We start from the raw sequence: 24,375 nt of genomic DNA on the forward strand, positions 1-24,375 counted from the left end.
TTGAATTTCGTTAAGGTATTTCTGTTTATACCTCACGAATATAAGGATATTGTGATATGCAAAATTTTCGATATTTAATATGTTTTACAAAATATATAAAAGCAATCATCTGGATTGTTACTCTATTTATCATACTAGAGGTAAAAGCTCAAACACAGGTATCTGACAATATCATTGATACATTTAGAAAGAACATCCACTCTTTGGAAAAACAGAAAAATGGATATGTAAAAGACACTAGTTTGGCTGTTGCTTATGCAAGTATTGCTCGGATATTTGTAGATGAAAGTGCTGATAGCCTCATGTATTATCAGCGAAAAGCAGAAAAATTAGCACAGAAAACCCAATACCCTAAAGCAATCGGTCTTGTAGAGGTCTGTAAAGGTGTATATTACCGAGAACAAGGCTATTATGACGAGGCTATAAAATCGTTTAATAATGCCCTACTTATTTGGAACAACAATGATGTGTCGGAAAAAGCCCATACCTATATTGGTATGGGTACTGTATATACCTATGCAAATCAATACGATAAGGCAATCGAATATCACAAAAAATCATTGGCCTTATTTCGGTCTATTAATGATTTAACAGGTATTGTTGATAACCTTGCCAATATAGGTAATGCCTATCTTGAGAACGGTTTTCCCGCTAAGGCACTTCCTTATTTTAAATCATTAGAAAAGCGATATAGAAGCCTTCAACAGAAAGATATTGAGGATATTGCGGGACATAAATGTGTTAATTATATTAACTTATGCACGACGTATTTACGACTCAACGATTACGTAAACGCAATATCTTATGAAGATAGTGTTTTCTATTATTGTAGAATCACTAATGGAATAGCCGAAAAGCAATACATACTTACAGAGTTCTCTGAATACTTTATTAGAGTAGGAAAATTGACCGAAGCTTTACAAACATTACGTACATCAGATACGCTCACCGATTTATTAATGTCGGAGGAAAAAAAAGCTAAAACCCAATACTTAAAGTATAAAATTTTCAAGGGACTTACCATAGCAGATTCGGCTTTGTATTATTACGAAAAGTACAGTCAACTGAACGAAAAATTCAAAAAGGAGGAGGCCCTAGAGGAAATACGATTTGAAGTAGATGCCAAAACCAAAAAAATCGAAGAACTCAATTTTAATAGTCAAAGACAAAAACAGCTTGGCCTGTCTGTCTTGTCTATGATTTTGATTATTTCATTAATTTATTTCTACTTCATTAATCAAAAGTTACGGAAGAAAAACAAGGCCATAACAGAAGCATTATTACGTGGACAAACAATAGAACGTAAGCGTGTGGCAGCAGACTTACACGACACCTTGGGCTCTACGATGTCCTCCCTTATCTGGACACTCGATTCTATCAATACCAAAAAGCTCCATCAGCAAGAATTAGAAATTTTTGAGACGTTAAAGAAAATGCTAACAAATGCCTACGATGAAATACGTTTGCTCGCTCACAATCTGCTCCCCGAAGAACTAGAACAAAAAGGACTGGTCTCTGCTTTACGATATTTTGTTCGGAAGATTAATCAAAATTCAACGATTAAGTTTGAGCTGGAGTCTAAGGGTGAGTTTAATAATATGGACAAGAAAATGGAGTTTGAGCTTTATAGTATTTGTCTCGAATTGGTCAATAATATAATAAAACACTCTAAAGCGAGTCGTGCTTCAGTTCTATTATTGAAGGACTCTAAGCAAATTATACTCAAAATTGAAGACAATGGAATAGGTATTACTCAAACCAATAGCGAGGGACGAGGATTAAAAAATGTAAAAAATCGAGCCGAAAGCCTAGGGGGCAGTTTGAAGTTTTTAGGGATTAGTCCGCACGGCACACTAAGTGAAATACGGATTCCGATAACTAAATAGGGTTCTTTTATGATTGGATACCGCAAACAACACCTGTATAAGCCATAATTGAACCATAAATAATTAGTCAACCAACCCGTTTTGAATGGCAAACTTTACAAGCCCAATCACATTTTTTACATTCACTTTCTGAAATAAATTTCTTCGATGTGTTTCAACAGTGGATAAACTGATAAAAAGTTTTTCGGCTATTTCGTTGCTAGAATATTCCAGCGAAATCAGACGTAGTACCTCTATTTCTCGCTCTGTCAAATGTTGTATTGTGCTTGGATGATGGTTATTATAATCTTCGTCATCATCAGCAGCTAATTCTTCAATGACGGCTTGGCTAAAATATTTTTTTCCAGACATAATGGTATCAATTGCTTTTTCAAGCTCCTGTCGTCCTGATTTTTTTAGAATATAACCACTTACACCTAGTTTTATGGCCTGTCTAATATGATGGGCCTCTTCTGACATCGTAAGTAAAAGTACTTTGATACGCGGGTGTTGCCGTCTCACTTGTAAGGTCAATTCTAAGCCATTTACAAATGGTATATGAAAGTCACAGATAATCAAATCTACTTCATTGTTTGCCAGAAAATTCAGTACTTGCCTGCCGTCAGTGATACTACCCACTAGTAAGACAGAACTCATTGTATTTAACAATAAGGCTAAACTATCAAGTATAATCTGATGATCATCAACAAGCAATATTTTGCATTTAGAATCCATATATATTGTAAGTGGTCGAGATAGTTGAAGATAGAATAATATGATGATACTTATTAGCACTTATCTCGCAAATGTAAAAGTTTAGTACTCTTAATTACCAATATCAAAGCCTATTTCTTTGGTTCTTTATCTATATAATTATTAAACGGTCGTACATATTCAGGTGCTCTTTTTATACAAAAAGTACAATTAAAGAAGTGTTTTCGGTTAGAATAGTACAATTTTTGGCCAGAAAAACACTTGAAAACTCAAAAAAGTAATATTTTTCAAGTAATTGATTAATGGTAATGGATTGTAATTTACTGATTAACAGTGATTTGTATTTTTGGTAGTGCCTAAATAGGTGCAACTGGTCATACACATAATATGAAAATAGGTCTAAAGTAAATGAAGCTATCAAAAACCAAGATTTGAGGCGATTGGAGCATATTTCAACTCTGACAAGAACCTTCACTAATAAGAATACTTTTGTCAAGGGGATTCAAGTAAAAACTTTTTTTTATTCAAAAAAAAACAATTTTTGTTTTGGAACGAATGGTTTAAATCATTTACCTTTGTACTTGTTATGCCAAGACAAAAGAATTTCGACTACGACACTAAGCTCATTGAAGCCCGTGACCTTTTCTGGGAAAAGGGGTATAATGCTACGTCTCTCAACGACTTGGTAGATACGCTAAAGATTAACCGAAGCAGCCTTTATCTTACTTATGGCGACAAACATGAGCTTTTTTTGAAGTGTTTAAATAGCTATTTACAACTCAAAGAAAAAGAATACAAAGATGCCACTAATAGTAGCGAAGACCCAATAGAGGCCATCAGAAATGTTATTAATGCGGTACTCGATGTTATTTTGCACGATACCAAAACCTGTATGTTTGTCAATTCTACATTTGAGTTGGCACGTATAGACAAGGATGTGAAAAGAATGCTGAGCAAACAAACATTAATAGCCGTAAAATTGGTTGAAGACCTTCTAAAAAAGGCTCAGGAAAATGGACAATTGAGTGCCAATACAAACCCTAAAACTATGGCTTTTTATATGATAACAAATGTGGTCTCGATTTGGCAAACACAGATTTTGTTTAGCAATGAAACACTTACTCGCCAAATGGCAGATATTTTATTGAATACCATAGTAAAATAATTTTTTTTGCCCCTATTTGGAACGATTGGTTTAAAACGATTTTATTATAAAAAACACTTCATTTCTTATTTATTTTAATTATTAAAAACAAAAAAATGCAAAAAGTAAAACTGAACAATGGTATAGAAATGCCCTTGATGGGCTTTGGTGTATTTCAGATACCCGACCCAAGTGAATGCGAAAAAAGTGTGATTACAGCCATTGAGGCAGGATACCGCCTTATTGATACCGCCACACTTTACCAGAATGAAAAAGCAGTAGGTAATGCCATAAAAAATAGTGGTATAGCAAGAGAAGAGCTTTTTATCACTACCAAACTTTGGATTCAGGATACGGGCTACCAGAAAACCAAAAAATCTTTTGAACAATCCCTAAAAAAATTGCAGGTAGATTATCTGGATTTATATCTTTTACACCAGCAATTGGGCGATTATTATGGCTCATGGCGTGCTATGGAAGAGCTTTATAAAGAAGGCAAAATTCGTGCTATTGGTATCAGTAATTTTTTTCCTGACAGAGCCATTGATTTGGTAGTTCACAATGAAATTACACCTGCGGTTAATCAAATAGAAGTGAATCCTTTTTACCAAAGAAAAGAAACGATTGAATTTCACCAAAACAATAACATATTGGTGCAATCTTGGGCATCTTTTGCAGAAGGACAAAAGGATATTTTCAACAGCAAAATATTGTCTTCAATTGGTGCCAAATACAATAAATCCATAGCACAAGTAGTATTGCGGTGGCTGATTCAACAAAATGTGGCCGTAATACCAAAGTCGGTTACGCCATCAAGAATCTTTGAGAACAACGATATATGGGATTTTGTACTTTCCGACGAGGATATGCAAGCAATTGTTGTATTGGATACCAACAAAAGTGTATTTTTTGACCATCGTGAACCTGATACCGTAAAATGGCTAGCAAGTCTTCAATACGAGGAATAATAAAGCCGTAGGCAATAATCACCTAACCATCATACTTATTTATTAATAATGCCAGCGTAAACTCGCCCCGCCAAGTCCAATGACCTGACTAGGCGGGTTTTATGCTAAATAGATAGGGCTAAGTATTATGCTGCATCAATTACCCCTAGGTTTAGTAGGAAGAACAATCTACGAATGGCTTTTGTAGACAATACCTTATAGGCAAGATGATAAACAACATGCTATAAAAGGTCAATAGCAATACCAAATGCCTATCTTTTACCTTCCCTAAAAAAACCTATTTATATCCCACAAAGGAGTTTTAGCTACATCAAAAGTCGTTTTGGATAAATCTGTCTTTGAAAGTTGTTGCAATTTTGTATCAACAAAAAAGACAGACAAATGGAATTGAAAAATAGCACAATCTTGATTACAGGTGGTACAAGCGGCATAGGGCTGGCGTTTGTAAAACAACTTACTGAACTAGGAGCAAATATTATCGTTACTGGACGTAGCCTTGAGGCTCTTAGGCAAACCCAACAACAGTTTCCCAGTATCCATATATTTCAAAGTGATGTGAGCAAGCCAAAAGATATTAAGCAGCTTTATAATGATGTTATACGACAATTCCCTGAATTGAATATTATCATCAATAATGCAGGAATAATGCGATTGATAGATTTGCAGCATACACGCGATGATTTGGACAGTATTATTAGCGAGATTACGACCAACCTTGCAGGTACTATTCAGATGGTACACCAATTTTTGCCACATTTGCTACAGCAAAAATCATCGGCAATCGTCAATGTTTCCTCTGCTATTGCATTTATGGCATACTCCTCAGCACCTATTTATAGTGCTTCAAAAGCGGGGGTTCATGCTTATTCAAAGGTATTGCGTATGCAACTTGAGCATACCAGTGTAAAGGTGTTTGAGGTAATACCACCAGGGGTTAATACCAACCTCCAAAATGATTGGGTATTACAACCCAACCCACGCCAAATGATGAGTGTAGACAAAATGGTGAGTATTGCTGTTGAAGGATTGCTAAAAAATCAATTAGAAATTAAACCAGTTTTAGTGAAAGCAATAGAAGTAGCAAGCAGAGTTGCTCCTGCAGCTTTGATGAAATTTGGACATAGGGAGTTTGAGAAATTTAAGCGGAACAATCACGAGAAAGAAAGATGAAAAAGCTAATTTTAGAGGTCGTTATAGGCTGAAAACAAAGCCAAACAGCTATCTATCGCTTGGATTTTTGAGGTTATGTAGGTTTTTGGCTATATAGGAATAGAATTCAAAAGAGTTTATAATAAACAGTTAACAAGCGATAACTATAATGACTATAGGATTTTCCTGTATACCAAGCACAAATCAACTCCTCTATTTTCCCCTCAGGGGGTATTGAAAGGTACAAAAAACCATAACGGTGATTGGGTTATGTGCTTGGATGTCATTATTTTAGATACTTAAATATTGATTTATCTATAAAAAAACTATTTTCTAAAATGATAAAGAGCATACTTTCATTAGTGCTACTGGTAATTTCAGTGGTGCTAAGTATCAAGCACGGCTGGGATACATTCCATTACAAAAAGAATCCCGAAACGATAAGAATGATGTCGGAATTGGGTATCACCGATACTTTTGTTCCGTTCTTCGGAATAGTAACTTTTGTTATAGGTATCTTGCTACTGATTCCCAAAACGTATTTCTTAGGAAATGTTATCAATGCAATGTCTATTGTGCTGATTATGGCGTTGGCACTGAGAGCCGAAAACTATAAAATGGCATTGATCGAAATACCCTTCTTGGTAATGCCTTTGGTAATGATATGGCTGAAATATCCTTTCAAAAACTAACGTGATTTTATGGCAAATACCAAACCATATAGAATACAATCTATAACAGAAATACACCGATTGATGGGGCTTCCAAAACCTCATCATCCACTTATAGGTATCATTGATTTGACAGGGTTAAAAAACAATTCGGGTATCGATACCGTATTATTTGACTTGTATGTTGTATCGCTGAAAAGGGGCTGCGACAAACTTCACTACGGACAACAGAGGTACGATTTTGATGAAGGGTTAATGGCATTTATGTCGCCAGGGCAGATACTGCGTGGCGAAGAAAACGGTGTGCCTTCACACTTGGAAGGTTGGATGTTATTTATCCATCCCGATTTTTTGTGGAATACATCGCTTGCCAAAAAAATAAAACAATACGAGTTTTTTGGATATTCTGCCAATGAAGCCTTATTTCTTTCTGATAAAGAAGAAACCATCATCAATGCCATCATCCAAAATATTCAAAATGAATACCACTCAAATATTGATAAGTTTAGTCAAAATATTATTATTTCGCATCTTGAGACTTTACTGAATTATGCCGAACGTTTTTATCAGCGTCAATTTATTACACGAAAAATTTCTAATCATCAAATTCTTGACCGATTGGAAACATTACTTTCAGATTACTTCAATAGCGATGACTTAGTGACAACTGGCTTACCAACAGTGCAGTATATTTCGGATACCCTCAATGTGTCGCCAAGTTATTTAAGAAGTTTACTCAAAACCTTGACTGGACAAAGCACTCAGCAACATATACACGAAAAACTGATAGAAAAAGCCAAAGAAAAACTATCGACTACTGATTTGTCGGTTAGCGAAATTGCGTATGATTTAGGGTTTGAACATTTGCAATCGTTTTGTAAGTTGTTTAAAACAAAAACTAAACTTTCGCCTTTGGAATTTCGGCAGTCGTTCAATTAAAATTAACTTTTATTGCCCTGTATATCAGCACTGTATCTTTAGCTGTACAGTGTTGATAATACAAAGAAAAATGCTGGAATATAGCTATTACCTCAAGGCCAATAGCTATTATAATATGTTTGGTACTAGCACTTCAATCAAACTAAGCTTATTTGGCTATAACAAGGGTACTACAAAAGCAAATCCTGAAAGGCAAATACATTTTTCAGGAATCATACAAAGGATATATTGCCAATCAAGTTGACGAAAAATACTATTTGGAAGTATCAAACCAATAAATCATTTATTAAATAAAGATTAAGGTAAAAACAACAACTCGTATAGATATAGAGCGTTATGAGAAAATTACTATCGGCTTAGCAAAATAGATTTGAAAAACTAAACTACTCGGCTTATATTTGTCCAAATATATATTCGCTCTTTGCTATAAGTTTCACGATGAACAGTAGTATTTTTTCCCCAGAACCACTAAAAAAAATATTTTCATACTTTATCATAATCCTATTGATTGGTTGTTTTGAGAATATAGCATTTTCTCAGGTATCATTCAACGAGGTAGCCTTCCGAAATATGACAGAATCGGAAAGGTATCGGTTTGTACACGATTATCCGTTTTGGAAATTGGTAGAGGTAAAACAATTAACAACTACCCTCGATAAAATGAGGGAAATTGCCGAAACTAACAAAGATTATCATACTCAACTGGCCTTACAATACTATACCTTTCTAGTAGCAGCAAATGTGGGATTTAAAATCCCCAATGGTAAATCATTCAATGATGTTTTGATTGATATGCAAAAACTTGCTACCCAAAAAGGCTATGAAATAGAAGCTCTAGCAGCATCTTTTTACCTAACCAATAGCCTATATTTGGGTAAAAAAATTGCGGTTGAGCAGTATTATGTAGATGAACAACATTGTTTAGAAAAAATACAAAGCATTGGTTTTGAGAAATTTCGTGATTATAATGTGGTAGCAATACTGTTTGATTTTAGCAAAGGACTTTGGGATCTAGGAGACCTCGACAAGGCGTACCAATACCTGCATATAGCCGAACGTTTTGTAGAACCTACCACCGAGGGAGGTTTTTATTATACTCAGGTATATAGCTATCTACAGGCTTATTGGAAAAGTAAAAATGATTACAATAAGTCGATTATGTATGCCAAAAAAATATTGAATTTTCATCAAAACCTCCACCCAGATTTGCCCGAACATAAGCACTGGAACTATTTTTGGCGACACTTTTCTTCGATTGATATTGCTTCATTGCTCATCGACCAAGGGAAAATTGAGGAGGGTGAGTTTTATGCCAATAGTGGCTATAAGCTTATCAAAACCCAATTATCTACCGACACGACTGTGTCGAAACAGGCCGAATATGATGCCTTGATGGTGCTGATTCCTATTAAATTAAAATTGGGTAAAACCAACGAAGTAAGTTCTTTGCTCGATCGAGCAACTGCCATCAAAAATAACCTAGAACCCAAAGGATTGCTTGACTATTTTAAGCCTTTGAGGTTATACAAATATTCGGCAGAATACAATGAAAAAAAAGGGAATAATGTAACTGCATTGCGTTATATGCACCTTGCCCAAGCACTAGAAGATAGCCTCGATAGCCGAAATGACTTGCAAAAAGTGTCGCAAATGCAGCTACGATACGAGGTCGAAAAATATGCCGAGCATCTCAAAATGATAGAAAATGAAAAGCAATTACAGAAATACCTACGCAATGCTGTTATTGTTATTTTGTTGCTGAGCCTTGTACTGGTGTATGTCAATCACCAGCGTTTGCAGCAGAAACACCACCAAAAAGAAAAAGAGCTAGAAACGGCTCAGAACGAACTCCAATTTCAGACCCACCACTTCCGAAAAATGTCGGAATTAGCAGAAAATCTCCGTCGTGAAAATGAAAAACTCTCTACCAACGGTACTCAGAGCGAGTACCTACAGCAGCTTATTACATCGACTATCCTAACAGAAGAGGGCTGGACAAACTTTAAACGGATGTTTGAAAAAGTATATCCTGGTTATATCCAAGCACAAAAAGAAAAATACCCCGACCTCACCAATGCCGAGACCCGATTGTTGATGCTTGAAAAACTTGATTTAAGTGCTCAAGAAATGGCCGATATGATTGGTGTAAACAAAAATACAATTCACCAAACAAGGCTACGTTTACGCCGTAAGATTAGTGATAGAACATGATGTGCTATATGTAATAAACCCAGAAAAGTAAAAGGCTTTGGACGTAAAGTTGTAGAATATAATGATAAGCTTTGGAATGAATATAAGTTGGGAAATCGCAACACTAGGTAACATCCACAAGTTTAATCAATCCAGCAATAGTTGTGTGCTTAGGGTTTTATGATGAGGCAAAAGATAGAAAATAGTAAAACAAATTTCTATTTTGAACTTATTGAAAACTAACTGAATAGAAAGACAACAAAACGTATTGCTGTTTTTTTATTACAAAATTTATAGGGTAGAGTACCGTGATTTCAAATAAATTGTCATTTATTTGAAGCTATAAACCTTAAAACAGCTACTTCTGCCGCCCAATTATGGATTTTATTCAACATCTAACTGGTAAAATTATCTTAACCGACGTTGAGAAAGAAAAAATTAATAAGGCATTCAAAACCGAACGCTATACCAAAGGAACGGTTTTGATGATGCCCGGTACAAGTTCGCAAAAAGCAACTTATGTCGAAAAAGGATTATTACGGACTTTCTATAGCCACAACGATAAGGATATTACACATTTCTTTTTTGAAGAAGGCTTTGTTTCTATGAATATTGATAGCGTTTTTTATAACCAACCTACACCTTACGGAACAGAAGCATTGGAGGATGTTATTCTGCGAACTATTCAATATCGTGATTTTATTCAATTGTCCGATACCATACCTTGTCTGAAAGATTATGTTTTTCTTACATCTGTTCACATGGTCAAGCAGTTTTCAGATAGGTTATATTCTTTACAGTTTCATACCGCACAAGAACGCTACACCGCTTTGCTCAATGATCATCCTTCTATTTTGATGCGAGCTCCATTGGGTCATATTGCCTCTTATTTGGGCATTACCCAACAAACCCTCAGTGTGATTAGGGCTAAAACCAAGTAATTATTGCTGTTTTTTGTTTGGAAAAGGAAATGAAAAGCAAGTTCCTTCAAAATCGAAGCATTTTTTAATATAGATTAAAAATTCCCATTTTTCTTTTGCTCAACTTTGTCACATCAAAAGTAAACGCCATAACGATGGAGACAAATTTAGACAATGGTATTCACTGGGTTTACATTACCGACGAGTCGGGAATGGCCACTGTGTTTCCTCAGCTAAAAGCTAAGCTAGTAGGAAAAGAGCTGCATCATGTTTCGGTAGTATATTATGCTCCGACCAAGGTTTTTCATTTTCAACGAGAGCTTGAGATTTTGCTCAGGCATTATCCAACAGTATTGTTTGTGTATTTTATAATAGCCGAAGTTGCTGATAACTTTTTTCAGGAACATCCTGAATTAGAGTCAATTATTAACGCCAATACAATGACATCCATGGAGTTTGTGGTATGCGGAAGCGATGCCTTTTGTCTGAAAGCGACAGAGCTATTACATTTTTTGGACATTCAACAAATTACGATTCAAAATCCTTTATTCATATAAAAAATCCCCCAACCAATGAAGTACGCTAATATTTATCTCGGTGTGCTTACAACGTTGCTATTGGCAAGTTGCAAACACAATGAAACTACAAATAAAGAAAATCAATCGCAGGCTATTACCATAAATGTAACCAACCTCCAAGCTTCCAAAATTAATAAAGAGGTGTCGGTAAGTGGCAATGTCGATGGTAGTACAACCGTCCGTTTAGGATTTTTGGTGGCAGGCCGCATCAATTTTATTTCGAGCCGTGAAGGACAAAATATAGGGAAGGGGCAATTAGTAGCCACAATCGAGCCTACTAACTATAACATTGCCAAAGAGTTGTCGGATATACAGGTTAACCAAGTAACAGACGAGTACAATCGGCTTAAAATTATGCGTGAGCGTAATAGCTTGTCGGAAAGTGATTTTTCAAAAGTGAATTTCACCCTACAGCAAGCCAAACTACAACAACAATTACAGCAAAAAAATCTATCAGATACCAAATTGTATTCGCCTATTAGTGGTGTTTTAATCAAGAAACTAGGTGAAGTAGGCGAGATTATTGGTACAGGAACACCCTTATTGGTAATTTCGGATATTCGGAAAGTAAAGGTGCTTGCGTATATACCAGAGGGTGAATTACATCTTGTTAAGCTCGGCCAATTAGCTGAAGTAACGATTTCGGCATTAGATAAAACCTTTAGCGGACGAGTAACCGAGGTAGGCTCAGCTGCCGATGCCACATCCAGAGCATTCACGATTAAAATAGAAGTAGACAACCCCCAGCTTTTGATTCGCCCAGGTATGATTGCCGAAGCTCGTATCAATACCAATACCTCTGGCGAAAGTATTTTATTACCCTTGGAAGTTATTAGCCACGATTTAGATAACCAAGAGTTTGTGTATGTAGTAGATAAGGCTCAAAACAAGGCATTCAAACGCAAAATCAGTGTTGGTAAAATCATTGGTAACCAAGTAGAAGTAATACAGGGGCTCAATGTAGGCGATGCTGTAGTAACTGCTGGCCAAAACAAACTTACTGATGGTTCTCTAATCTCAATTAAATAATGGCATTATGAATATTATACAAGCAGCCTTAAAATATAAGCACGTAACATTGTCTGTTTTGTTACTGTTATTTGCTATCGGGGTCAATTCTTTGCTAAATATGCCTCGTCGTGAAGACCCCAAAATTACGATTCGTCAGGGCTTGGTAATTGCCTATTTTCCGGGGGCTAATTCGGCACAGGTGGAAGACCAAGTTACCAAAAAACTCGAACAATATTTGTTTCAATATGAGGAGGTTAACAAAACCAAAACGTATTCTACTACCAAAGATGGTATTGTAGTTGTCAACGTAGAACTAACCGAAAGCGTAAAGTTACCAGATATATTTTGGAGCAAACTTAGGCATCAGCTATTGGTATCTAAGCAGTTGGATTTGCCCGAAGGCGTAAAAGGCCCTATTGTCAATTCCGACTTTGGCGATACCGAGGCTATGGTAATTGCTTTGGAAGGAAATAAGGCAAGCTACGCAGAACTAAAAACGTATGCTCAAAAACTAGAAGATTACCTCAGAACGATTCCTGCGGCATCTAAAATAAAACGTGTTGGCGAACAAAAAGAACAAATTGTGGTGGCATCAAGCTCTGAAAAACTATCACAGTATGGGGTAAGTTTACAGCAAGTAGTAAGAGTATTGCAGTCGCAAAATAGTATTAATGCTACAGGTTCTGTCAAAACCGAACAAAGCAAAGCTCCGCTTTATACCAATGGTTTTTATAATACCGAAAATGATTTAGCTAATCAAATAGTAGGGGCATCGCAAAGTGGCTCAACGGTAAAAGTGAGCGATGTTGCCACCCTAAAACGAGACTATGCCGAGCCTCAAAGTACTATTACTGTAAATGGTAACAAAGCAATTTTACTTTCTATCCAAATGCACGAAGGTAATAATATTGTGAAATTTGGAGATGAAGTAAACAAAAAGATTGAAGCCGCAAAACAAATACTTCCTTCTGAAGTAAAAATTACGACGATCGTCAACCAGCCTCATTTGGTAGACGAAAACGTTTCGCACTTTATTCATGAATTTTTTCTAGCCATTGTATCGGTTATTATTGTAGTAGTATTGCTATTGCCACTGCGTATTGCAGCTGTAGCCGCCACCGCCATTCCAATGACTGTAGCCGTGACGTTTGCTATTATGCACGCTTTGGGTATCGAGCTACACCAAGTATCGTTAGCAGCTTTGATTTTGGTACTCGGAATGGTCGTCGACGATGCTATCGTAATTGCAGATAATTATGTCGAGCTGCTCGACGAAGGCGTAGAACGCTGGACCGCCGCTTGGCGTAGTGCCAGTGACCTTGTCGTACCAGTATTGGCAGCTACCATAACCATTATAGCATCGTTTATGCCAATGGTAATGTTGAATGGCTCGGTAGGCGAGTTTATTTTTGCTTTGCCCATTACGGTGGCGGTAGCTTTAGCATCGTCGTTTGTAGTAGCTATGTTGCTCACTCCCATGTTATGTTATATGTTTATCAAAAAAGGGCTACATCAACCTACTGAAAAGGAGGAGAAAAGCAGAAAAAGCCTTTTAGATTATATGCAAATTGGCTACAACAACCTGTTGGAATGGTGTGTGAAACATCCAGCAATCACAATTATTGGCAGCCTTATTCCTATTATTTTGGCGGGCTTGTTGTTCAAAGCGGGTGTTCGACAATTATTCTTCCCTGCTGCCGAACGCAACCAATTTGTCGTAGAACTTTGGATGCCAACTGGCACTAAGCTCGAAAAAACAAATCAGGCTATTCTAAAAGCAGAGGCTTTGATTAAAGGCGACAAACGAGTATTGTCTTATGCAACATTTACAGGAACAGCCGCCCCAAGATTTTACTATAACTTTTCGCCTGAGTTTCCGACTACCAATTATGCTCAGATTTTGATTAATACTACTACCGACAAAACAGCCGAAGAATTGGCTACCGAGCTGAGTAACAAAGTAGAAACAGCTATTCCCGAAGGAACAACCTTTGTGAAACTGATGCAACAGGGTTCTCCATTGAAAGCACCTGTCGAGGTTCGGGTCATTGGCGATGATATAAATCATCTCAAAGACCTCTCTAATCAAGTTGCGGCTATTATTAAAAAAGCACAAGGAAGCAAATTTGTAAGAAGCGATTTTGGCGAAGATTACTATGGCTTTGGTATCAAGCTCAAGCAAGAAGCCAACCGACTAGGTTTTACCACAACCAGTATTTCGCAAACAGTATATACAGGCTTTAGCGGAGCGGCTATTTCGACCATGTACGAAGGCAATAACCCTGTTGATATTGTATTGAGACTGGATGAAAATAGCCGTAAAGACATCGACGATTTACAAAATACCTATATGAAATCGCCAGTAACAGGTGCTAATGTTCCATTACGACAAATTGCCGATATTGTGCCACAATGGCAAGCTGGCAAAATCATGCACCGCAACGGCGTAAGAACCCTAACCGTACAAAGCGAATTGGCCGAAGGTGTTTTGCCTGCTGAGTTAGTCAAGATTATTCAGCCAGAAATCAGCAAACTTCAATTGCCAAGTGGTTATCGTATCGAGTACGGTGGTGAAGATGCCAACAAAAAAGAAACATTTACCCAATTAGTAACCGTATTGATGGTGAGTTTGGTATTGATATTTTTTATTCTACTATTTCAATTCAGAAATTTGAAAGAATCGGTAATTGTTATGTTAACCATTCCATTGAGTTTGTTTGGGGCTATTTTGGGGTTGTATGTTACAGGTAATAATTTTAGTTTTACGGCCTTCATCGGTTTGATTTCGCTATCGGGTATTGTGGTTCGGAACGCTATTATTTTAGTAGACCACACCAACGAGCTAATGAAACACGGCATGGGTATTCGTTCGGCTGCCATTGAAAGCGGCAAACGTCGCTTGCGTCCTATTTTTCTAACAGCTATGGCTGCGGCTATTGGGGTAGTGCCTATGATTATTTCGCATTCGCCTATGTGGGCTCCTTTGGCAAGTGTGTTGGCTTTTGGGGTAGTATGGAGTATGCTAATGGCCTTATTGTCGGTACCAGTACTCTATATTGGCTGGATTAATGCCCAAGACAAAAAAGATATTTTAACGCAACAAAACGCATAGACCGATATGAAGTCGTTCCTAAAAAATATAATTATGTTGGCGATTGCTTGCTCATTGAGCAAGCAACATGCCACTGCCCAAGCACCCACGTATTCTTTACAACAGTTAAAAGAGGTTGCTCTAAAAAATAATCATATTTTGGCTGTTAAACAGTGGCAAATTGCTGAGAGAGAAGCCAAAATTAAAGAAGACGAAACCAAGCGTTATCCAACGGCAACGCTAAACGGTAATTATCAATATAACTTTAATTTGGCCAATATTACGATTCCTGCAGGCTCGATTGGTATACTGCCATTGAGTAGCACTACACAAGTACCGCTGCCTAACGTAGACAAGAATATAGAAATAGGTAACAAAAATCTGTACAATATTGGTGTAACGGCCTATCAGCCTATTAGCCAGCAAATTAAAATCAAAACGGGCTTGGAAGTAAACCGTATGGATGTGGCTATTACTGAAAAAGAAAAGCAAAAAATTGCCCTACAAATTAGCCAAGGGGTTGAGCAATTGTACTACGGAACACTAATTGCCCAAAAACAACTCGAAGAGGCTCAGGCCAAATTGGCGGTGGCACAAGCCAAACTAGGGGATGTCGAAACGGCTATTGCTGCTGGTAAAACTATCGATGTTAATCAGGCTGGTTTGATGGCTAATATAGCCGATGAAGAACAGAATATTTTAAAGTTAAGTATTCAGACACAAAATTATAAGTCTGATTTAGTAAAATTGACGGGTATTGCCGAGGAGGATTTTAACCTACAAGAATTACCGTTGGTATTAGAAGATATAACGGGTATTGAAAGTTTTAAAACCTCAGTGTCTTCCAATCCCGATATTCAGATTGCTAGCCTGACCAAAGAAAAAGCTGACTTAGGTATTAAAGCTGCCAAACAGAGCACTCTGCCCGATTTTGGGGTAGTAACAGGGTATGCTTATCAATCTGGGAATCCTATTTTGCCAAGTCATAACCCTTTTGTGGGGCTAAACCTCAAATGGAATATCCAAGATTTATTCTCTAATAAGCACTTACTCCAACAACGTGAAGCACAAGCGAAACAGGCCGAAGAGTATATCTTGAATCTTCAACAGCAGGTCAATAGCGATATAGAAAAAGCTTATCGCAAGGTCAACCAAAGCAAGGCGTTGATTGCTGTTGCCCAAAAAGTATTGGAGTATCGTAGCAAAGAATTGAAAGTTCAGGAAGACAAACAGCTGGCTGGGCTAAACCTAAAAACGGATATGCTGAATACCAAGGCACAAGTAGCCAAAGCCAATGCCGACGTTTATGCAGCACAATTGGCATATACCTTGGCCGTGTCTGAATTAAAGAATTTGATTGGACAATAAATAACTTGTGGTTCGTTCAGAAAATCTGAATACAGAATATTTTCAGGATTTACCCAACGTTGGCATTATGGGATTTTCGTAAAAAAGAAGCTGTGATAACTTCCCATTAACTGGCGAATTGATTCGTAGTTAATGGGAAAATACTAGTATATATCCCCCAGAACACTTCTGAAAATCTTGATAATAATTAGTATTGTAGAGCTTTTAAAGCTGTTTTCATGAGTGTTATTGTTAGGTTTATTTTCTTCTCCACCAAAGCAAAAAACCTGTAATAGCCAATACCCCTGGTGTAAGTCCAATAATAACATACAATAGCTGGACAAAAATACCACCATAATTTCCGACGTGCAATGGATAAAAAAGAGCCTCTAGCTTTTCGCCAAAAGCTAACTCCGAAAAGCGTTTAATATTGATGAAAAGCCCTGTTTGTGCATCAAAATTAACCCTATTGCCTCCTGCAAATAAGGGGTTTTGGTTCTGGAGTCGGCCTCTTACGTTAAATTTTTTGTTAGGTTGAGTTGGCAAGTACACATAATTAGGTATCAAATCAGGCATTTTTGACAATGCCTCTTTATACATTTTATCAAGCGATACTTTTACCAAAGTATTAGGCTGGGTTGGAATAACTTCATTGTGCCAAGTGTCTGCTTCAAAAGCAAATAGGTTCATCCAGAAGCCCGTAAAAAAGATAATGGCATTGAGCAAAAGCGACCATACTCCTATGATTCTATGCAAATCTGACGAAATAGTTCTCCAGTTTTTGGTTTTGACACGCACTTTGAAGGTTAACACTTTCCAAATAAACTTTCGGTATACCAACGCCCCTGTAAGCATAGACAAAAGCATGATAATACCCATCGAAGCCGCAAAGGCTGCCCCAGGCATACCCCAGTGAAAAGAGAAATGAAACTGAAAACACCATTCTAACAAATCTAGCCGCCAGTCGTCGCTTCGGCCATGACGAATAATTTGTCCTGTATATTGGTCGATTCTCAGTAAGCCTAGGTCGTAGGTCAACAATTGGGCGTCGTTGAGATACAGCCTAAAACAATAAGCCTGATTAGCAGGAGCTTCGGGATTTATCCACGAAAGACCATCTAAATTAGGATACTGTCGAGTAATAATCTGATAAATACTGTCCAAGGCTATGGGCTTAGACTTTACAGATACAGTATTAATATCGGTATAAATAGAGTCTTCTAGTGTATCCTTAAATACTAATATTGAGCCACTTAGCCCCAATAGCAACAGAAAAATACCCGTTGTTAATCCTAACCATTTATGGACACTATAAAGTTTACGATATAATTTCATACAATTTTTTTTAAAATTAAAGGAGTTGATAGGAGAGGTGAAACTTCTGGTTTAGTTGTGAATTAGTGAAGAGCGATATTATCCTTTTGATTTTTCGCCAAACTATCTTTGTAAAAACTCACTAATTAACAATTCACCATTACTAAAGAGCCAATGGCGAACCACAAAAATAGGCTAAAATGCCTAGATTTCAATAGTTGATGTCACCAGTCTCTACGGTAAAAACCTCAATCTTACAAGAGAAAATGCCCTATTATAAGCATCCATGACAAATATATTTCCTTTTTGAAAACCTGTTGCACTTGTTTTTAGCCTACATTTGCCCCATGAAAATATTCTCAGTCATATTCTCTTTGTATATTATTTTGCTTGCATGTCTGCCTTGCGGAGATGCCAGCGACTGTACAAAGGTGACTGATACAAACCAATTTTCATTTTACCAAACTGAACATTCGGGACATACTGATGATGCTGAAACCTGTTCGCCTTTTTGTATCTGTGCCTGTTGTGGCACAAACATCGCTTTTAGTTTTCAGTTTCCTGTGGTAGCTCCCGACGTTGAGTGTCCATTTCGTCCCGAAAAAGCAACAATTGCGTACCAAAATGAGGCTTGGATTTCCAACTTCTACGGTAATATCTGGCAACCACCCAAAATCTAATTTTCCCAACTTTATGGCCACTGTTCCCAGCTGATAACGTATATCAGCATGGTTAGCTATTTGTGGCATTCCATAAGTTTTCAACTATTAGATTTTTATAAAATGTTAGATAAAATCATTGCATTCTCGATAAAAAACAAATTTATCGTGGGCTTATTTACTTTGGCTTTAATCTTAGTGGGTGTATATAATTTAAGCCGACTACCTATCGATGCCCTGCCCGATATTACCAACAATCAAGTACAGGTTATTACTACCGCTCCGACTTTGGCAACCCAAGAAGTTGAGCAATTTATTACTTATCCTATCGAACAAACGATGAAGACGATTCCCAAAATTGTAGAAATGCGGTCGTTTAGTCGTTTTGGTTTGAGTGTAATTACCTTAGTTTTTGAAGAAAATGTAGATATTTATTGGGCAAGACAACAAATCAGCGAGAAGCTCAAAGATGCCGAACGGATAATTCCAAAGGGTATCGGGATTCCAGAATTAGCTCCTATTAGTACAGGGCTGGGCGAAATTTATCAGTATGTTATTTTTGCTAAAAAGGGTTTTGAAAATAAATACGATGCCTCAAAACTGCGTAGTATTCAGGATTGGCTAGTAAAACCCCAGCTTTTGGGAACGGCTGGTATTGCCGAAGTAACTACCTTGGGTGGTAATCTGAAGCAATACGAAATTGCGGTTCAGCCCGACCGCCTCAAAAGTATGAATATTACAATTACCGATATTTTTATGGCTCTTGAAAAAAATAATGAAAACACAGGAGGAGCTTATATTGACAAACAGCCTTATGTATATTTTATCAGGGCTTTGGGGATGGTTAAAAATATCGCTGATATTGAAAAAATAGTGGTCAAAAATAATAATGGTATTCCTATTCTTATTCGAGATGTAGCCAAAGTACAGGAAGGTGCCGCCTTGCGATACGGTGCTGTTACCAAAGACGGAAAAGGGGAAGTAGTTGGCGGTATGGTGCTAATGCTCAAGGGCGAAAATTCTTCGGCAGTGGTAAACCGTACCAAAGCCAAAGTAGAACAAATCCGTAAGTCGTTGCCTGAAGGTGTCGCTATCGAGCCTTTTGTTGACCGTACCAAACTGGTTGACAATGCCATTGGTACTGTCGAAAAAAACCTTCTTGAAGGTGCTCTCATTGTTATTTTTGTATTGGTATTGTTATTGGGTAACTGGCGAGCGGGCTTAATTGTAGCTTCGGTGATTCCTTTGGCACTACTTTTTGCTGTTATTATGATGAACCTCTTTGGGGTAAGTGGTAATTTGATGAGTTTAGGAGCAATAGACTTTGGGCTGATTGTGGATGGAGCAGTAATTATTGTCGAAGCCGTGATTCATCGCCTTCACCAAAACAAAGAAGGGCGGTTAGACGCTCAACAAATGGATAATGAAGTATTGCACGCCGCCACCCAAATACGAAGTAGTGCTGCTTTTGGCGAAATCATTATTCTTATTGTGTATTTACCTATTTTGGCGTTGGTAGGTACAGAAGGTAAAATGTTCAAGCCAATGGCTCAAACCGTTTCCTTTGCTATTTTGGGAGCGTTCATTTTGTCGCTTACTTATGTGCCAATGGCTTCGGCTCTGTTTTTGAGCAAAATGATTAGTCATAAAAAGAATATTTCCGACAAAATTATTGATTTTGTGTATCGCTTTTATCAGCCTATTTTAACAAAAGCTTTACAGTACAAAACCTTTATTTTGAGTATCTCTTTTGTTTTATTTCTGGGAGCTTTTGGGGTATTTAGTCGTATGGGAGGCGAGTTTATTCCTACGCTAGAAGAGGGCGATTATGCCATTAATTTCAGAAGTGCCAATGGCAGTTCTTTGAGCATGAGTATCGAGATTTCGACCAAATTAGAACAAATCCTAAAAGCAAAATTTCCAGAAGTAGTAGAAGTTGTAGCCAAAATAGGGTCGGCCGAAATTCCTACCGACCCTATGCCTATCGAATCGGGGGATTTGATTATTATTCTGAAAGATAAATCTCAATGGACAAGCTCCAAAGATTTCTATCAGTTGGCCGATATGATGAAAAAAGAAATGGAACAAATTCCAGGGGTATCTTTTGAAGTATCACAACCTATTCAGATGCGTTTTAATGAATTGATGACGGGGGTAAGAAGCGATATTGCTATCAAGATTTTTGGCGAAGATTTAGAAAAATTAGCCATAACCGCCAACAATGCTATTGGTCTTATTGGCAATATCGAAGGTGTAGCCGACATCAAAGCCGAGCAAGTAACTGGAATGCCTCAAATAACGGTACGTTATAATCCCGACAAAATGGCTCTTTATGGCCTCAATGTTGGCGACCTCAATAAAGTTGTACGCACTGGTTTTGCGGGTGAAGCCACTGGAACAGTGTATGAAGGCGAAAAACGCTATGACTTGGTTGTTCGTCTCGACAAAGATTTCCGTCAGGATATTTCTAATGTAAAAAATATCTTTATCAGTTTGCCATCGGGCAATCAAATTCCACTTGAACAAGTAGCCGATGTGAATTTTGAACAAGGCCCCGCTCAAATAAGTCGTGAAGATGGTCGTCGCAGAATAGTAATTGGTCTCAATGTGCGTGGACGAGATGTAAAATCGGTAGTAAATGATATTCAAGCGAAATTAGATACCCAACTGAAGCTTCCAGAAGGCTATTATATAACTTATGGCGGACAATTTGAAAATCTCGTCGAGGCCAATAAACGCCTTTCTGTGGCTGTTCCTGCGGCTTTATTACTGATTTTTGTATTACTTTATTTTACTTTTCATTCTGTCAAACAATCCCTTTTAATCTTTTCAGCGATTCCACTTTCGGCTATCGGAGGCGTATTTGCACTTTGGTGGCGAGGAATGCCCTTTAGTATCTCGGCAGGTATTGGGTTTATTGCACTTTTTGGAGTGGCAGTACTCAATGGTATTGTATTGATTGGCTATTTTAACCAACTCAAAACAGAAGGTTGGGACGATACTCTGGCTCGTATCAAAGAAGGTACAAAAGTAAGGCTTCGCCCCGTAGTTATGACGGCCGCTGTAGCCTCGTTGGGCTTTTTGCCAATGGCTCTGAGCAGCGGTGCAGGGGCTGAAGTTCAAAAACCTTTGGCAACAGTGGTTATCGGTGGACTCATTACTGCTACCTTACTCACCCTGATTATCCTTCCGATTTTATATTTATTACTAGAAAAAGGGATAAAGTCTCCTTCAAAAATAAGTACTCTTAAAGTTTTTGTACTACTATATTTCATTGGTAATAGTACTAACGTATTCGGGCAACAAAACCTTAGTTTATCGCAAGCAATTGAAATAGCTACGCAAAAGAATACGCTCGTTCAGGCCAGCGAGCTGGCCGTGAAAGTACAAAATCAGCTAAAGCCAACGGCTGTAGAATTACCCAAAACAACTATTAATGCCATGTTGGGGCAGTACAATACCAAAAGTTTTGACCATAATTATAGTATCTCTCAAGGATTTAGTCCTTTCCAAATTCAAGCAAAAAAGCGACTCATCAACGAGAATATCAAGTACAGCGAACTCAAATTAGCTGCAACCAAACACGATGTTACTTTTCAGATTCGGCAATCATGGAACATGATTCTGTACTGGTCAGCTATGAATCAAGTATTGCAAAAACAAGAAGAATACCTGCAAGGATTGGTGAATGCTACTGCTTTGCGGTTCAAAACAGGCGAGAGTAATTTATTAGAAAAAACAACCGCCCAAACCAAACAGCAAGCTTTGGTACAGCTAAGAAAGCAAAATGACGGATTGATTATAAGTGAAAAAATTAAGCTAAAGCACCTTCTGAATTTACAGGAAGATTTTGTTTTGGCTGAAAGTAGCTTTCTGCCTTCAAAAGCCCTTTACACAGATTCGGTTTATATTCGTCAGAATCCTGTGCTTCAAATTGCTATTCAACAAGTACAACTTGCCCAAGCTACTCAAAATCTTGAAAAAGCCCAGAAAAAACCTGAATTTTTGGCTGGGTATTTCTTGCAGTCACTTATTGGCAACCAAGAAATGGCAGGAAAAACAACTCATTACAATGGTTTGCCACGCTTTCAGGGTGTCAATTTGGGTATAAATATTCCTCTGTTTAGCAAGGCAAGCAATGCCCGTATTCAGGCAACTAGCACCGAAATATTGGTACAACAAAAAAATGCTGAATATCTCAAAAATCAGCTCAGCAGTCAGTTACTACTACAGCTCGAAGAACAGAAAGTAAACCAGTCTTTGATAGATTATTATGTTCAAACGGCCTTGCCTAATGCAACACTGATTGGTAATAATGCCCAAAAAGCCTTTCAAAATGGCGAAATAGGCTATGTCGAATATCTACAGGCTTTAGAAACTGTACTAAGTATTCAGCAAAATTACCTGAATGCCATCAGCCAATTCAACCAAAATAATGTCAATATTCAATATTTGTTGAACAATTAAATTTTTGAAAAATGACTCTCAAGTATCATAAAATAACAAAATATATGACGATATTACTTGTTCTTCTAACAATGTTATCGTGTAATAAAAGTACAGAAGCTACCGCAACCGAAGAGCATCATGAAGGCAAAAAGGGAACAGTTGAGCTTACGCCAGCTCAGGTAAAGGCTTCTCAGATTGTTTTTGGGAATTTTGAGCGAAAAAACCTCAGTGAGGTAATTACCGCCAATGGCTATACCAAGCTACCCCCTCAAAATCAGGCAGATGTATCGGTTTTTATGGCAGGTATTATCAAAACAATTACAGTAATTGAAGGGCAATACGTAAAAAAAGGACAAACATTGGCTACATTTCAAAGTGTAGAATTTAATAATTTACGATTGCAAAAGGCAAAGCTAAAAGATGAATTGCAACAAGCAAAATCCTCAATGGATTATTTAAGTGCTGATTTTCGCCGTCAAAAAGAATTGAGTAACGAACATGTTACTGCCCAAAAAACGTTTCAGAAAACCAGTGCCGACTTTGAAGCGTTGAAAAGTAAAATCGAGAATTTGACACAGCAAATCCAGATTGTAGAACAAACTATATCGCTAAGTGGCAATGAAAATAAGGCAACAATAGCCATTACCGCACCTATATCGGGCTATATTACGGCTGTAGAAGTAAAGATTGGCAGTAGTGTTTCGCCCAATACGTCTTTGTTTTCTATTGTTGATAATGCGAAAATGCACGTCGATTTGTTGGTGTATGAAAAAGACCTTTTTAAAATAAAAATTGGGCAAAATGTTCGTTTTGTGCTTACCAATCAAGGAAATCAGGAAATCTTGGGAAAGATTTTTAGCATTGGAAAGGCTTTTCAGAATGAAACAAAATCGGTGGCTGTTCATGCCGATATTAACAACAGCAAGGCAGGACTAATATCGGGTATGTATGTAAGTGCCTTGATTGATATTGGGAATAATGATGTAAATACACTTCCTATCGATGCCGTTGTAAAGGCTGAGGGCAAAGAGTTTATTTTTATCCGAGAAGAACATGACGAGAAAAATGAAAAGGAAGCCCACGATGATGGTATTCAGTTTAAGCGAATTGAGGTAAAAACAGGTACAACGCAATTGGGTTTTGTACAGGTTACTCCTCTTCAGGATATACCTGATGGGGTAAAAATTGTTATCAAAGGTTCATATTATTTACAATCATCTATTGCCAACGCCGAAGGCGGCGATGACCATGGACATTGATTTATGGAGTTGTGAGTTAGTGAACGAGTAAATAAAGAGATAAGAAGTTTATGGATTGATAATGAATAGATTGTGTGCTATGTGATGAGAATTTGCGTATTACAGCC

At 37.4% G+C, this 24,375-nt stretch carries 17 protein-coding genes; 15 read left to right on the forward strand and 2 right to left on the reverse strand.

Going from position 1 to position 24,375, the window contains the following annotated elements; translation table 11 throughout:
* The first annotated feature begins 203 nt into the window (after nt 1-203).
* A complete protein-coding gene (locus FLEMA_RS76005; protein ID WP_159102664.1) occupies nt 204-1,886 on the forward strand; it encodes a tetratricopeptide repeat-containing sensor histidine kinase in 1,683 nt (560 codons plus the stop codon).
* A 63-nt stretch (nt 1,887-1,949) separates the two neighbouring features.
* On the opposite strand, the gene FLEMA_RS0107540 is transcribed toward FLEMA_RS76005, so the two are convergent.
* Nucleotides 1,950-2,600, reverse strand: coding sequence for a response regulator (locus FLEMA_RS0107540; RefSeq protein ID WP_026994935.1), 651 nt, complete (start codon nt 2,598-2,600; stop codon nt 1,950-1,952).
* A 565-nt stretch (nt 2,601-3,165) separates the two neighbouring features.
* Between FLEMA_RS0107540 and FLEMA_RS0107545 the strand changes: the two genes are divergently transcribed.
* The 11 genes from FLEMA_RS0107545 (at nt 3,166) to FLEMA_RS0107600 (ending at nt 16,608) form a co-directional block, all read left to right on the forward strand.
* Nucleotides 3,166-3,744 carry a TetR/AcrR family transcriptional regulator gene (locus FLEMA_RS0107545; protein ID WP_026994936.1) on the forward strand — a complete coding sequence of 193 codons (579 nt, stop codon included), beginning with the start codon at nt 3,166-3,168 and terminating at the stop codon, nt 3,742-3,744.
* A 95-nt stretch (nt 3,745-3,839) separates the two neighbouring features.
* Nucleotides 3,840-4,691 (forward strand): aldo/keto reductase, encoded by an 852-nt coding sequence (locus FLEMA_RS0107550; RefSeq protein WP_026994937.1) that lies wholly within the window; start codon nt 3,840-3,842, stop codon nt 4,689-4,691.
* Between the two features lie 381 nt (nt 4,692-5,072).
* The gene (locus FLEMA_RS0107555) at nt 5,073-5,861 is read left to right on the forward strand and encodes an SDR family oxidoreductase (protein ID WP_026994938.1); all 789 of its coding nucleotides are present in this window, start codon (nt 5,073-5,075) and stop codon (nt 5,859-5,861) included.
* Nucleotides 5,862-6,178: 317 nt separating this feature from the next.
* Entirely contained in the window at nt 6,179-6,532 is a 354-nt protein-coding gene (locus FLEMA_RS0107560) for a hypothetical protein (protein WP_026994939.1), read from the forward strand.
* A gap of 9 nt (nt 6,533-6,541) precedes the next feature.
* The gene (locus FLEMA_RS0107565) at nt 6,542-7,450 is read left to right on the forward strand and encodes a helix-turn-helix domain-containing protein (protein WP_026994940.1); all 909 of its coding nucleotides are present in this window, start codon (nt 6,542-6,544) and stop codon (nt 7,448-7,450) included.
* Between the two features lie 570 nt (nt 7,451-8,020).
* On the forward strand, nt 8,021-9,661 hold the full coding sequence (locus FLEMA_RS0107575; protein ID WP_144080055.1) for a helix-turn-helix transcriptional regulator: 1,641 nt from the start codon (nt 8,021-8,023) through the stop codon (nt 9,659-9,661).
* Between the two features lie 356 nt (nt 9,662-10,017).
* The gene (locus FLEMA_RS0107580; RefSeq protein WP_044171064.1) at nt 10,018-10,581 is read left to right on the forward strand and encodes a Crp/Fnr family transcriptional regulator; all 564 of its coding nucleotides are present in this window, start codon (nt 10,018-10,020) and stop codon (nt 10,579-10,581) included.
* Nucleotides 10,582-10,715: 134 nt separating this feature from the next.
* A complete protein-coding gene (locus FLEMA_RS0107585; RefSeq protein WP_026994943.1) occupies nt 10,716-11,117 on the forward strand; it encodes a hypothetical protein in 402 nt (133 codons plus the stop codon).
* Nucleotides 11,118-11,132: 15 nt separating this feature from the next.
* On the forward strand, nt 11,133-12,167 hold the full coding sequence (locus FLEMA_RS0107590; protein ID WP_026994944.1) for an efflux RND transporter periplasmic adaptor subunit: 1,035 nt from the start codon (nt 11,133-11,135) through the stop codon (nt 12,165-12,167).
* Nucleotides 12,168-12,174: 7 nt separating this feature from the next.
* Nucleotides 12,175-15,261, forward strand: coding sequence for an efflux RND transporter permease subunit (locus FLEMA_RS67860; protein WP_044171066.1), 3,087 nt, complete (start codon nt 12,175-12,177; stop codon nt 15,259-15,261).
* A gap of 6 nt (nt 15,262-15,267) precedes the next feature.
* On the forward strand, nt 15,268-16,608 hold the full coding sequence (locus tag FLEMA_RS0107600) for a TolC family protein (RefSeq protein WP_026994945.1): 1,341 nt from the start codon (nt 15,268-15,270) through the stop codon (nt 16,606-16,608).
* Nucleotides 16,609-16,845: 237 nt separating this feature from the next.
* On the opposite strand, the gene FLEMA_RS0107605 is transcribed toward FLEMA_RS0107600, so the two are convergent.
* Nucleotides 16,846-17,922: a PepSY-associated TM helix domain-containing protein gene (locus FLEMA_RS0107605; RefSeq protein WP_026994946.1), complete on the reverse strand. Its 1,077-nt coding sequence runs from the start codon at nt 17,920-17,922 to the stop codon at nt 16,846-16,848.
* Nucleotides 17,923-18,248: 326 nt separating this feature from the next.
* Here FLEMA_RS0107605 and FLEMA_RS0107610 point away from each other — a divergent pair, with 326 nt between their 5' ends.
* The 3 genes from FLEMA_RS0107610 (at nt 18,249) to FLEMA_RS0107620 (ending at nt 24,268) form a co-directional block, all read left to right on the forward strand.
* A complete protein-coding gene (locus FLEMA_RS0107610; protein WP_144080056.1) occupies nt 18,249-18,581 on the forward strand; it encodes a DUF6660 family protein in 333 nt (110 codons plus the stop codon).
* A gap of 102 nt (nt 18,582-18,683) precedes the next feature.
* Nucleotides 18,684-23,027, forward strand: coding sequence for a CusA/CzcA family heavy metal efflux RND transporter (locus FLEMA_RS0107615; RefSeq protein WP_026994948.1), 4,344 nt, complete (start codon nt 18,684-18,686; stop codon nt 23,025-23,027).
* 71 nt (nt 23,028-23,098) lie between these two features.
* Nucleotides 23,099-24,268 (forward strand): efflux RND transporter periplasmic adaptor subunit, encoded by a 1,170-nt coding sequence (locus FLEMA_RS0107620; RefSeq protein WP_229359381.1) that lies wholly within the window; start codon nt 23,099-23,101, stop codon nt 24,266-24,268.
* Nucleotides 24,269-24,375 lie beyond the last annotated feature (107 nt).

The sequence above is a fragment of the Flectobacillus major DSM 103 genome (assembly GCF_000427405.1).
Taxonomy (GTDB): Bacteria; Bacteroidota; Bacteroidia; order Cytophagales; family Spirosomataceae; genus Flectobacillus; species Flectobacillus major.